Source organism: Vibrio methylphosphonaticus, assembly GCF_023634655.1.
Lineage (GTDB): Bacteria > Pseudomonadota > Gammaproteobacteria > Enterobacterales > Vibrionaceae > Vibrio > Vibrio methylphosphonaticus.
Map to the genome: position 1 here is coordinate 70446 of NZ_JAMKMS010000019.1, position 13136 is coordinate 83581.

The following is a 13136-nucleotide window of genomic DNA, read 5'->3' on the forward strand; positions in this document are numbered from 1 at the left end:
TAATCTCCTTATGCCGATTGAGGGATAGCTTTAAGGCTACCTTTCTCTGCAGTAATCGTTTTGTATGCGTTGTACGCCAACAAGAACATACCCGAAAGGAAAATCAAACCGCCAATGAAGCGAACCGTATAGAACGGGTAAGAGGCTTGAACTGATTCCACGAAGCTGTAAGTTAATGTGCCGTCTGAGTTAACTGCGCGCCACATTAGACCTTGCATAACACCTGAAATCCACATCGCGACGATGTAAAGTACAGTACCGATTGTTGCCAACCAGAAGTGAGTGTTAATAAGACCGACAGAGTACATACGCTCTTGACCAAATAGTTTTGGAATCAAGTGGTATACCGCACCGATAGAGACCATCGCTACCCAACCTAATGCGCCTGAGTGTACGTGACCAATAGTCCAGTCAGTGTAATGCGATAGGGCGTTAACTGTTTTAATTGCCATCATTGGGCCTTCGAATGTCGACATACCGTAAAACGATAGTGAGACAACCAAAAAGCGTAGAATTGGGTCATAACGGAGTTTATGCCAAGCACCTGATAACGTCATAATACCGTTGATCATGCCACCCCAAGATGGAGCAAACAGAACCAATGACATCACCATGCCTAGCGATTGAGTCCAATCTGGAAGCGCTGTGTAATGTAGGTGGTGAGGACCTGCCCAGATATACAACGAAACCAGCGCCCAAAAGTGGACAATAGATAGACGGTACGAGTAGACCGGACGCTCTGCTTGCTTAGGGACGAAGTAGTACATCATACCTAAGAAACCAGCGGTAAGCAGGAAGCCTACTGCGTTATGTCCATACCACCATTGCACCATGGCATCGACAGCTCCGGAATAAGCGGAATAAGACTTACCTAGTGAGACAGGTACAGCCAAACTATTCACAATGTGCAGTACGGCAACGGTGATAATAAATGCACCGAAGAACCAGTTAGCTACATAGATATGTGACGTTTTACGCTTAATTAGTGTTCCAAAGAAGACGATCGCGTAAGACACCCACACAATAGCGATGGCAATATCGATAGGCCACTCTAACTCTGCGTATTCTTTACCTGAGGTATAACCCAAAGGTAGAGTAATAGCAGCAGCTAAAATGATTGCTTGCCATCCCCAAAAAGTGAATGGGACAAGAGGCCCTCCAAATAATCTAGTTTGACAGGTACGCTGCACAACGTAGTAAGACGTCGCAAACAGAGCACTGGTACCAAATGCAAAAATTACCGCATTAGTATGTAACGGACGTAAACGGCTATACGTCAACCACGGCGTATCAAAGTTGAGCTGTGGCCAAACTAATTGAGCGGCAATTAAAACGCCTACCGCCATACCAACAATACCCCAGAGAATGGTCACTAAAGTGAACTGGCGTACGACGGTATAGTTGTAAACTTGTTCAAGCTGCTTTTCCTGGCTCATTAACATGCTTCCAATTTATAATTTACTATACTTTACTTCCAACACGACTCATGTCGTAATGCTACCCAAACGCGCAATAGAACTAACGCTTTTTCAAAACGTTACTTCTCTTGTAGGTTTTAACAAAAAGTAGCATTTTCAAGCGCCAATAATACTGCAATTAACAATTTAAGAACAGGGCAGTAACCTTACTCTTGGTCTGGTTTATGTCCATTTATTTCAAAACTTTGAAGTTTGTTACACGGAGAAAGGGGAATTATGGCGGCACAGAAACTTACAAAAGGAAGGCTTGCACAAATATTAATCATGATGGCGGTGTTAATCGCAGCATTTACATACAGGACTTTTACATATAACGATTCAAAAACCATCATTTGCCAACCTAATAGTCAATGTGACGTGAGTTTTGATGGACAAACGGTCACTTTTATATATCAAGAATCAGCAAAGGTGTTGAAGTTCACAAAAACAGAAGATTTAACAATTGAAGCCCGAAATATTGAGGGAACGTTAACAGAGTTGGCGAAAAACTCATCAACTGAAAGTCTTGCCCACCCAATCGATCTACAGGTCACATCACGCACTGGAAATAGTGTTAGTGTTGTTATTGAATAGAGTGATGAATTCATCTTCTGTTTAACCCATCGCATTCATCACTTTATCAGGTAGTCCGAAGTATTTTTGGTTTCCATCTGGTTCTAACAATAAGCAATGTGTGGAGTTTGTGATCAAAGAAGGGTCCGTTGTCGTGTAGATAACGGTTTTATCTTTGAGCGCAACAGAAAAGAGTTGGTTCAAATACGATGCGTGTTCACGCTCAGCTCCGACAAACGGCTCGTCAATGATAACAAGATTTTGAGACATATCGCCCAGACCGATTGCAATACGCAACCTCTCTCTAACGCCACTCGGAAGATTTTTTAGAATGTCAGTATTGAGCGTACTGTCTAAGCCGTGTTCAAACCATGCTAATAAGCCTAATAAACGGAATGTATAATCCATTTGTTCAGTCGATATCACTCCGTTGTGCAGAATGTAGTTCGAACGAATCGTCCCTTCGAATAAGTGCAAATCAAAAGGGATAAAGTTAATGGCTTTTCGATATCGAAAATTATTAAACTGCTTAATATTATAACCATCGATATAGATGGCACCTTGATAACGGTCCTCTAATCCGGCAATGATCATAAGCAGCGTCGTTTTACCGCTACCTGCTGGGCCTGATATCGCAGTTTTACTGCCAGGGACGACTTTGAATCCTAAATTGGTTAACCCAGTTTGCGCGCCCTGGTAACGATGGGTAACGCCACTCCCTACGACCTCTCCGTTAAATCTTCGGATAGGAGGGCTCTTTTCAAGTGAGGTTTTGTCATCGTTTAACGACATAAGAGCGTTAATCTGAGCAGCTGACGACTTTATTGTTTGGAACTTAGTAATTGAGTTGTAGATCCCCATTATAGGACCGAGTGCTTTCCAGACGAGAATAACGGTAGCCAACATTGCGCCAGCATCTGAATTACCGTCCATTACGGTTATGACTGCCGTCACGATCGATGCAGTCCCTATCGCTTGAATAAGTCCTCCGCCAATTGCTTGGATTTTGCTGTTTGTCATTGCAACATGAGCGGCATCATTGGAGCTTTGCTCATGGGAAGCGTTAAATCGAGATTGGATAACTCTTAGTAGAGGAAGCCCTTGAATAGTATTGATTCCTCGGAATAGCTCATTCCATTGATATGAAACCATGGCGTTGGCTCTTGAGCTATTTGCTGTCGCTTGAGAATAAATGTATCGGGAGTAGATACAGAAAACGATCATCAGAAGAATACCCGCTAATACTGTCAACGCCGCATATCCAGATAAAATGGTGACGGCCAATATGAAAATCACAATAAAGGGCATATCAAAATAGCTGAGTGTTGCTTCAGCAGTCACCAGCTTTCTGAACTGGTCAATATCTTTCAGACGTGCCAACTGAGACGAAACTCCCGCTGTCGAAGTCATGGAATAGGGCAGCCACAATAACTTTGAAATCACGTTCCGAGATATATGGACAGCGAGATCCTGCCCAGAAGTCGCCAAAATATTCATCCTAACCTTTTTGACGCCGTATTCTGCTATTGCAAGAAAAACAGCAAATAGCGTTAACCAATAAAGTGTTGACTCCGAACTCGAAGCCAGAGCGAAGTTATATACGCTCATAATAAAAAAGGGTTGGAGGGCACCAAAGATATTGATCACTAGTGACAAAAAAATCAGACTTTTGAACTCATCGTTATAACGATAAAACGCATATTTAATCCAATTTGATTTGTCTTGCGATTCTGGGGGCGGCTCGCGAAATAATTTTGAGTACTCAGAAATGACAGTAAGAGAGAAGGTTTTACCCTCAAGTGGCACAGTGACACTGTTGTTGTTGTTATAATCGAAAAGAATGCCTTGTCCATCTTCTACCGATAAGAGAACCGCGTCGAGTTTATCAAGTTCAATAAAACAAGGTAGGTGCTGATTGAGTAAATCAAGCGTTTGGGCTTTCTCATACTTGGTGGTGCGGCATTGATAACCTAATCGGGTCAATGTGGCCTCATAGCCAGCAGAATCAGAGTCGCCCGGAATAAATGCATCAGACAGTAATTCTGGTGTACCTTCCCACTCCATGGCAATCAGGGTGTACGCAATCCCTCGCATAAGAGGGGAGTTTTGGTAGCGTTGTTGAAATTGTTCTGATTCAAAATCTTCAATACGCTGAGTAATATTATTAAAGTCGACGAGTATGCTCATGCGGCCACCATTTCGTTAGTCAGCCTGATCGATTTGAGACCAAATTTGTTTGCGTCGAGTTTGTTGCTTATAATGATCAAGAATTGGTTGTTTGCTTTTGGTGCCAAGGTAGACACCACACGCTCTGCAAAGGCATCGTCGTACACAGTATCTATGTCGTCCAGTATTAAGAGTTTCTTTTGACTCAGCATTGCTCTCACGACCAATAGAGCATATTGCACCTGCCGTGAAACCGGCGCATTCTTGTGCCCCGTAAGTTGCGTATAAAAGCCATCGGACAAGCCGTCTATTTGCTGCTTGATCCCCAAGTTCTTACACAAGTTGAACGCGGCGTTGTTTAGGACTGGACGAAAACAGGTAAGGTTATCGATGATAGTACCTTCAACTAAGGTGCTGTGGGTATCGATACGATGCACGGCTTCGCGCCACACATGATAGTTAACATGCTCCAATGAACGATTGTTCACAAAGATCTCATAAGAACTACTTTTGATATCTTGTGTTAAACAACGAGTTATGTGACTTTTCCCACTTCCAGACTTGCCCCTAATGACCGTAGGCTTGCCAAGTGAAAACTCTATTCTTTGACCAGTAGCTTGTTTTATTTCGATCAGGTTACCAACGGCGTCAGAGGCATTTAAAGGGACCAATGTATGGTTGGAATCATGTGCGGAAATTTCGCGTTGGTGTTTATACTCGAGATCCAAGAGTTCAGTTACATTTTCAATGTGAAGTTTGTTTAGTTTCCAGCGGCCTATGGTTCGCATGACTTGTTGATAAGGTGCAAAATATCGGTTGGTTAACATGATGATTGCAGCCATAACCCCTTGACTTGCCGATAAGTTGATTACAGAAATCGCGAGCAACACGACCACACAAGCAATAGAAAGCTGTTGTATAAAGGCGAGCACCAAGTTAAATTCTGACTCAAGGTTTTCGTACTCAATACTCTTTTTTTCTCTGACTCTCACCATTTCGGTCATCAGACTTTCTAGTCTATATTCCATAGTTCGACTCTTGTTATCTAGGGGACTAGACACAATCTCGATGATCTTTGAATTCGTGAGTCCTTCTATCTCTGTTTTTTCCTCTAGTGTTTGTATTTTCTTATCAGAAATCCTTAAGGCAGCGTAATATAGAATTAAAGAAGCGGCTATCAGCGTTAACCCAGCACCTAAATTGATTAAGCCGATAATGACCACGGTTATAATGCTTACCGCACCATTGATCACAGCTCTGACAGTTTCTCCCCCAAAAAAGCTTTTTATCTCGGGTATGGTAGCGATTCTTTCTAGATACTGACCGGGTTCTAATTTATTAAATTTGTTTATTTCTGCGAGGCATACGGCTTTGAAAACTTTGTTCGTTATATCACTCTCAAAGTCTTTCATCAGTGTTGAGGTAATCACCTCTTCTTGTTTCTTGAGTAGGTAATCAAGGAAAATGGCTGTGAGGATGATGGCAAAAAGAAGACCAAGTGTATCTTTAGCTTGATTAGGGAGCACACGGTCGAAAATGATTAGAATAGAGAACGGAAGAACAAGAGCAAACAGAGTCGATATAATGGTTGAGAAAGACAGATAAACGGTATCAGCTTTGGTTATTCGCTGTGTGAAATGCTCATTACTCATGCCACTCATTCCCTTATTTAGTTTTCAAATGGTCTGGAATCACATCCATATCACGAATGCTCGATTCATTAACCATTAAGCCCATGATCTTTTCTATACTCAATGGCGACAAGTTGCCAACGGTCTTATCAAGCTTTATAGACTCAATGACGTAGTCGTACTTCGCACTTTCATAATCTCTTATCGCGTTGAATAGCTTACTTTCCGCTGCCAAAAGGTCCGTTAGCGTCCTTGTCCCCAGTTCGTACGCTCTCTTAATGCCATTATAGGAAGAATAATTCGCACGAATAATATTTTCGAAGGTGAAAATAGACTGAGAATAGTCGTTGATATTGAGAATCGATGTTTCTAAATCGTTCTTGACAGTATTTCGCGTATCAACAAGTAAAAGCTCATTACGCTCTATACTCTTCTCGTTTTTTTTGTACGCGTAGTAATCTGAACCACCCGTAGTAATAGGTACTGAAAGTGTCAAACCGAGAGACTTTGAGTCACTTATTCCCGTAGAGCCGGGAGTGGTAACGGGATCAAAGTTATTGGTATCATCATGACGATAGCTCGCGCTGGCTGATAGGCTAGGTGCAAAATTAGATCCCGTTTCTTTAAGCGTTCGAAAGGTTCTTTCTAACGTCTTCTCAGATACGATAATATCATTGTTATACTGCATGGCTTGCTCTAGAAGGTCGCCTTGCTCGTTAAAGGTAATCTCCGACAGAATCAGGGCACGTTGAAGATCTTGACTCGGTATCACTGGGTATTGTGTTAGTAATTCGAGTGTATTAAGTATCACGTCTTTGTCTTTGCCTAACGTTCGTAAGCGGTTAACAATCCCTTCCTTTTGAGCAACAACTTCATACAATTCACTGGCAGCAACATTACCGAGCTCAACGTTTCGTTGCATTTGCTTTAAGCGTGCTAATGAAGAATCCAACTCAGCTTTGGTGGCTCTTGTTTGAGCCCCATTTTTCAAAAACTCAAAATATTGAGCGGAGATTTCTTGGATAATATCCTGAGTTTTTGCTTCGTTCTTAATTTCTTCAATGTTGAAGTCAAGTTTAGCAGTACCATATTTGTAAATGTCCGCTAAGTTAAACAAGCTTTGACTAAGAGATATACTGTATCCATGGTCATTGTAGCTATTGGTTGTATCGTCAGTGCCATTTAGAACGGTGCGGTTCCCACTCCATGTCGTCGTTGCATTGGCCGATATGCTTGGTAGAAATTTGGAACGACTAACATTGATGTTATAAGCATTTTCTTCAACGCCCATACGGCTTGCAATAAGTGACACATTGTTGTTTAACCCAACCTCAACCGCTTCAAGTAACGTCAATGCATAACATGGTAGAGAAAGGGCTCCAACCAAAGTAATGCTAGTTAATCTTCTGATAAGCAACATATTTTTTGATTACCTTTATGATTTCATCACTTTTATAAGGCTTACTAATTACGTAATCCATACCTGCTTCAATACATACTTTATGCTCGGCCACGCTAGTTAGCGCTGTTGCTCCTATGATTGTTGAGGGTCTGTTGGTTTCATTCGTGCGCTCGTGCTCACGAATTAACTTGGTCGCTTGAATCCCGCCCATTCCCGGCATAATGCAGTCCATGAAAATGATATCTGCCCGCTGATTTTTAACCCATTCGACCGCTGCAGAACCATCTCCAACGGTGTCAGCATTGTACTCCTGCTTCATCAGAATCCGTTTAAGCAAGAATTGCTGCACTTTGTCATCTTCCACAATGAGAAACGAACTGTGTTCCAAGGTTTCTTCGACAGATTCAGCTTCTAGTGCTTCGTGAAGATTAGGAATAAATTCATGGGGAAGAATAGGGCTGAAAAACACTTTGTCTACGAACTCATGAGTGTCTTGCGCAAGCTCAGAGTTACTTGATAGCAAAAACAACTTGGTGCCGGTCGTTTTTAAGCGTGAGTTTAACGTTTTGCTAAATGGTGCAATCTGAATACCTTCGATGGCATCTGTGATGATTATGCCGTCAATTTTGTTTTCCTTTGTGTTGATTCTGAATAGTTCATTAGGATCGTCACAGATAACGAATGTCGCGCCACTTTTTGACAGCACGTCGGAAAGAATGTCTAACGATAACGCCCCAGAACTGCAAATCATGATGTGCTTACCACGTAGCGCACTCGAGCTTGGAGCAAAATAGTTGTGAGCTTCAAGATCAAGATCAACTTGGAGGCGCCTTTGTTTACCAGACTCTAACCACATTGAATTGAAGTGACCGACATTTCCTAATATTGATTTCGTCCATTCATCGTTGCTTCCTATTGAGTCGGCCCGCTGACTCCAATGAAGGGAATCTATCTTTGCCAATTTGACGTTAGTGCTGGTTAAGAAGGTTAGGGATAAGCTAACTCTTGCTTTATCAGCGTCTGCGGAACTGCCGGTTTCTATCTTTAGGAGAACATTTCGATTGCTTTGTACCTGAATCGCATTAGAAAGTTTTAAAAATAACATCCAAAACAAACTAGTTTGATGGCCTAAGACTAAATTGGGAACGCTACCAATAAAAGCACAGTCGAGGGAAAGGTTGTCACGTTGAAGTTTCGTTTTCATGTGAATCGTTAACTCGGAAATCACATCTAAAAAAGAAAAAGCAGTACTGCTTTTGTCCCGGCCTTGAGACAGAAGTCGATTATAATTTTCCGCTAATTCAGAAAGTGTGTTTGCCGCTGATGATATATCTTGAGCGAGCACGGTTGTACTGTCATCAGAGTCTTGAATGAGATAATGGATCCCCCCTTTAATTGTATTGGTGATCCCACGAATCTCATAGCCGATAAGGCCATAGAGCTGTTGATTAAGGTCTGCATCTTGTTGTTGTTTATCGACCTTTTCATAAAGTAAACGGAGTTTTGAATAAATACTTCGCTCCACTGGGTCTACATCGGTAGAGTTTAGGATGGTATCAATCTTTGAGGAGTCTAGTTCATCCAATCTGCTGGCCAGGGATTCGAAGCTTTCATTAACTGAGCGTCGGTCTCGTACGGTTTTTTTTAGCCTGCTCCAGCCACCTAAAACGACAGAGATAGCAATAATCGATAGCAAAGGAAATATTATAATTATTACATTTACCGATGTTTTGAGCTCGTCAATGGCTTGCTTGTGTTCCACAAAAAATAGATCGTCGAATCGGTTACGAATTTCAACGTAGTTTTTGCTCAGCGAGTGCCGTAAGAGGTAATAATCTTCGGTATCGATTTCGGTTTTATCATCAAATCGATTAATAGCCAATTCGACGTTACTGTACTCTACAGCGCCAACTAAACTCACTTGTTTTTTATCTAGAGCCGCTAGGGCTTTAAAACTCCGCATTTGATGAGATAACTCCGTTATGTTGCTGATTACGGGGTGACAATCACTGTTTTGCAAGCAATCATCTAGACTCAATATTGTGAACTCTAATTGTTCATTTAGCTTTTTTGTTTGAGTGATAATTGGCGTGGTCAACGTACCATCACCTGACGCTGTAGTGTAATATTTGAGCGCAAATGACAGACCTAAAGCAGACAGGCATAGTAATGATACTATGCCTATTTTTATCACAGGAAAGCTGTAAATCTTGTGCTGCTTTTTCATCATTTACCGCTCATCAAATGCATCCTCAATAGCTGACATTACAGGTTTTGCTGCATACTCTATCACTCTTCTATCACCTGTTTTTATATCAGCCGTAAACTCCATGTAAGGAGACAAACTATACTTTGTTCCCGACCTCTCCAAATAATCGTGCTTAATCGTGATTTTAGCTAAATAATATTCTGTTTCTTCTTCCTCATAAGATGAGCGACTAATAGATGTGATTGTCCCTGCCATAAAACCATATTTAGCAAAGTTATACGTATCAAATTTAAGTTTCACTTCTTGTCCAACTTCTACAAACCCCATTTCTTTCCTCGGAATTTTGGCTTCCCCGTGAAGGGTATTATTAAGTGGGGCAATATCAGCAATGCTTTCTCCGGGAGGAATCACGGCAGATCTGAAATTAAAATGTACTTTATCAACAACTCCATCGACGGGGGAATAAACGACTAATCGTTCAACTTTGTCTGAATGTTGAGGCTGTTGTATCTTTTTTATATCGAGATCTTTGTTTGATTGAATCATCTGAGCTTGATACTCGGCATTGCGATTGACAATTAAGTCATTAAGCTGCTTGTCCAATCTAATCAACTGAAAATCTTCGTTCATCAATGATTCGTCTAGATTTTCAATTTCTCGAACCATATTCGACTCTTGTACTTGCATATTCAAAACATCAACATAAGACGCCATTTCTTCCCGGTAGAGTGTTTGCTTGATTTCAAGCTGCTTTCTAATCAGTTTCAGCTGGTTAAGAGAACTTACCTTCCTTTTTTTCATTGAACCTATCAACCTTTTTTTGTGGTTGATATCATGCTGAATTAGCGCCTCAGCGGAGATGTTCTTGTCATTCTCTTGCTTCCAAGTTTGTTGATTTACTTTAACTAGCTCAGGAAAGGCTGCATAAGCACTAAAGTCAGGAAGTGATTGGTTAATAAGATGTTTGTATCTTAATTTGTCCATTTCCAACTGCGCAATTTCAATGTTTGCCGTTGAAAGCTGAGAGTTTCGTTCTAATGCTCGCAATCGTGCAATGGGTTGTTTTTCGTAGACGATATCACCGGGTTTGACGAGCATCGCATCAAGTATTCCGCCCTCTAAGTGCTGCACACGTTCAATGTCTGATTCCAATAAAAGCTCTCCACGAGAAGAGACAACTATATCGATGCGAGCTTGAGAAGCGATAACTAGTAATATGAGAATAATAAAAAAAGTAAGTAAAAGCGTTTTATGGATCACAGTCATAGCACTCTTAATTTCGAGTGCTTCAACATAGTCAGATTCAGACTTTTCACCGTTTCTGATCAATGCGTTTTTTATGTGATGTTCGATGCTACTTTTACTCACAAACGCCTCCTTGGGTGATTTTCCTAAACTTTTGCATTAGAAATCTAACAATTACAAACTATTAGACTTAGTTTAATAAAATAACTGATAACAATAGCTAAGTATATTTTTAGTCATTTTTCAAAGATAAATCCTTGATAATCTGTGGTTTGATTTAAAATAATCGAACTGAGTGGAGTTGAGAGGGTTTATAGAGGTCTAATTTTTTAAACTTTAGTATGTGTTTTGCAGCATATTTTCTTGCCTTTTGTTCATCTTATCCTTTACTTCGTTATTAGGAAACGTTTGATTTTAAAGCTGACGTAGCGATGGAGGCAACATGGCTGAGAATAACGAAAACAACCCACTAAATGATGCAGTAGAACAAGTAGAAACGACCAGTGATGGTACAGATCAGCAACAGTCTCAGCAAAACCAACAAAATACTATTGCTACCACAATCGCAACAGGTGCAGACGCGGCCGATTCAGCGGATGATATAAATCAAGCTTTTGAAGATAACCCCAGCGGGGCCGGAAGTTCAGATGAACCTGACGGCTCCGGTGGTGCACAATCGGCACAAGCCGTGGATAGTGATACTGCATCATCCGAAGGGGCGCAATCCAATGTCGTCGATAGTCAAGCGTCAGATTCTGGAGCCTCGGCAGAATCTGGTGGTGGTGATTCTGCAGCTGGTGGAGCTGGTGCTCAAAGCGTAGGCGGTCAACAGTCTGAGGGTTCAGATGGTGGCAGCGATTCAGAAGGGCAAACTCAACAAGGTTCGGCAGCACCTACGGCTGCATCTGCATCACAGAGCCCAGCTGGTGGCTCAGAAGATGGTTTTGACTCAGAGACAGATAGCGAAACTTTCGAAGTTAACGTCCTTGATGATGGAGACGCAAACCTTGCCCAAGACCGTCAAGATGATGACTTTGATTCAGAAACCACGACACAAACATTTGAAATACAGGTAGATGATGTAAACGATGATGCTGAAGTAGAAGATGTCGCGTATACGATTCAAGAAGATGGTTCTCTAACCTTTACAGATGCACAATTATTATCTGGTGCGACAGACGTTGATGGCGATGATCTTACGGTTGCTGATGTCAGCTATAGTGGAACCGATGGCGTCTTTACCGATAATGGGGATGGTACGTACACCTTCTCACCAAATGAAAACTTTAATGGTGACGTAGACTTAAGTTTCTCAGTCAGCGATGGAACAACTACTACTGAAGCCAATATTGATGTTACCGTAGAAGCGGTTAACGACATTCCAGTCGCTGGCTCTACCACTTACTCCGTACAAGAAGATAACTCCATCACTATCACTGACGAGCAACTTCTTGCGAACAGCTCTGATGTGGAGGGCGATGTTTCAGTACAAGATGTGTCTTACTCGGGTACTGATGGTGTGTTTGCTGACAATGGTGACGGTACGTATACCTTCTCGCCAAATGAGAACTTCTCTGGTGAGGTCAGCTTTGACGTAGTCATAGCGGATGAAGAAGGCGCTACCGCTGAAACCAACGCTGGATTGACGGTCATTGAAGTGAATGATCCGCCAGTAGCGGGGCCGACATCCTATACCATTGATGAAGACAGTGTACTGACATTCAATGAATCTCAAGTCCTCGCCAATGCCTCCGACATCGAAGGTGACGTGTCACTGGTTGGCGTGAGTTATGATGGCCCTGACGGCATCTTCTCTGTTAATGGTGATGGAACGTGTAGCTTCGCACCAAACGAAAACTTCAACGGCGAAGTCCAACTAAGCGTCACTATCCAGGATGAAGATGGGGCGACGGTTGATACCGTCATTAACGTCGATGTACTTCCAATCAACGATGCGCCAGTCTCTGGCGACCTAGCTTACAGCGTTGACGAAGATGGCTCTATCACCTTAAGCCAAGAGCAATTATTGGCTCAAGCTTCTGATGTTGAAGGCGATGATCTCACCGCCGCTAACTTAAGCGCAGGCGATAACGCCACAGTTACAGCCAATGAAGATGGTAGCTTTACCATCACACCTGATGCGGATTTCAATGGTGACATTGACTTAAGCTTTGACCTTTCAGACGGCACGGATACCGTTGTTGCCACTGCTGACCTCACGGTAAATCCAGTGAATGACGCCGCGGTTGTGGAAGATGTGGGTTACACCATCCAAGAAGATGGCTCGTTGACCTTTACTGATGAGCAGCTTCTAGCAGGCGCTTCAGACATTGATGGCGATGACTTATCTGTTGCTGATGTGTCTTACTCTGGTACAGATGGTGTGTTCACCGACAACGGTGATGGCAGTTATACCTTCTCTCCAAATGAGAACTTCAATGGCGAAGTCGACC

General features: G+C 42.1%; 8 protein-coding genes. 2 read left to right on the forward strand and 6 right to left on the reverse strand.

The genetic code is table 11. The annotated features are described in order from the left end of the window. Positions 1–8: 8 nt before the first annotated feature. Entirely contained in the window at positions 9–1436 is a 1428-nt protein-coding gene (gene ccoN / locus M9196_RS19110; RefSeq protein WP_250619107.1) for a cytochrome-c oxidase, cbb3-type subunit I, read from the reverse strand. Between the two features lie 258 nt (positions 1437–1694). Between ccoN and M9196_RS19115 the strand changes: the two genes are divergently transcribed. Next, complete coding sequence (locus M9196_RS19115) at positions 1695–2051, forward strand: hypothetical protein (RefSeq protein ID WP_250619108.1); 357 nt, start codon at positions 1695–1697, stop codon at positions 2049–2051. A gap of 21 nt (positions 2052–2072) precedes the next feature. Here the strand turns inward: M9196_RS19115 and M9196_RS19120 are convergent, their stop codons facing one another. From M9196_RS19120 to M9196_RS19140, 5 genes are read right to left on the reverse strand one after another with little or no spacing between them, the layout of a single operon-like run. After that, positions 2073–4217, reverse strand: a complete 2145-nt coding sequence (locus tag M9196_RS19120) for an ATP-binding cassette domain-containing protein (RefSeq protein ID WP_250619109.1) — start codon at positions 4215–4217, stop codon at positions 2073–2075. After that, on the reverse strand, positions 4214–5848 hold the full coding sequence (locus M9196_RS19125) for an ATP-binding cassette domain-containing protein (protein WP_250619110.1): 1635 nt from the start codon (positions 5846–5848) through the stop codon (positions 4214–4216). The genes M9196_RS19120 and M9196_RS19125 overlap by 4 nt, the downstream gene beginning before the upstream one ends. A gap of 13 nt (positions 5849–5861) precedes the next feature. Further along, entirely contained in the window at positions 5862–7247 is a 1386-nt protein-coding gene (locus M9196_RS19130) for a TolC family protein (protein WP_250619111.1), read from the reverse strand. Next, positions 7222–9459, reverse strand: a complete 2238-nt coding sequence (locus M9196_RS19135; RefSeq protein WP_250619112.1) for an ATP-binding response regulator — start codon at positions 9457–9459, stop codon at positions 7222–7224. Before M9196_RS19135 ends, M9196_RS19130 begins: the two co-directional genes overlap by 26 nt. Continuing rightward, the gene (locus M9196_RS19140; RefSeq protein ID WP_250619113.1) at positions 9460–10806 is read right to left on the reverse strand and encodes an HlyD family type I secretion periplasmic adaptor subunit; all 1347 of its coding nucleotides are present in this window, start codon (positions 10804–10806) and stop codon (positions 9460–9462) included. A gap of 319 nt (positions 10807–11125) precedes the next feature. Here M9196_RS19140 and M9196_RS19145 point away from each other — a divergent pair. Beyond that, the coding region (locus tag M9196_RS19145) for a cadherin-like domain-containing protein (RefSeq protein WP_250619114.1) at positions 11126–13136 on the forward strand (2011 nt) is incomplete at its 3' end.

Excerpts from the sequence above, each read along its gene's own strand:
- ccoN (WP_250619107.1), bottom strand. The coding sequence starts at position 1,436 with ATGAGCCAGGAAAAGCAGCTTGAACAAGTTTACAACTATACCGTCGTA.
- M9196_RS19115 (WP_250619108.1), top strand. The coding sequence starts at position 1,695 with ATGGCGGCACAGAAACTTACAAAAGGAAGGCTTGCACAAATATTAATC.
- M9196_RS19120 (WP_250619109.1), bottom strand. The coding sequence starts at position 4,217 with ATGAGCATACTCGTCGACTTTAATAATATTACTCAGCGTATTGAAGAT.
- M9196_RS19125 (WP_250619110.1), bottom strand. The coding sequence starts at position 5,848 with ATGAGTAATGAGCATTTCACACAGCGAATAACCAAAGCTGATACCGTT.
- M9196_RS19130 (WP_250619111.1), bottom strand. The coding sequence starts at position 7,247 with ATGTTGCTTATCAGAAGATTAACTAGCATTACTTTGGTTGGAGCCCTT.
- M9196_RS19135 (WP_250619112.1), bottom strand. The coding sequence starts at position 9,459 with ATGATGAAAAAGCAGCACAAGATTTACAGCTTTCCTGTGATAAAAATA.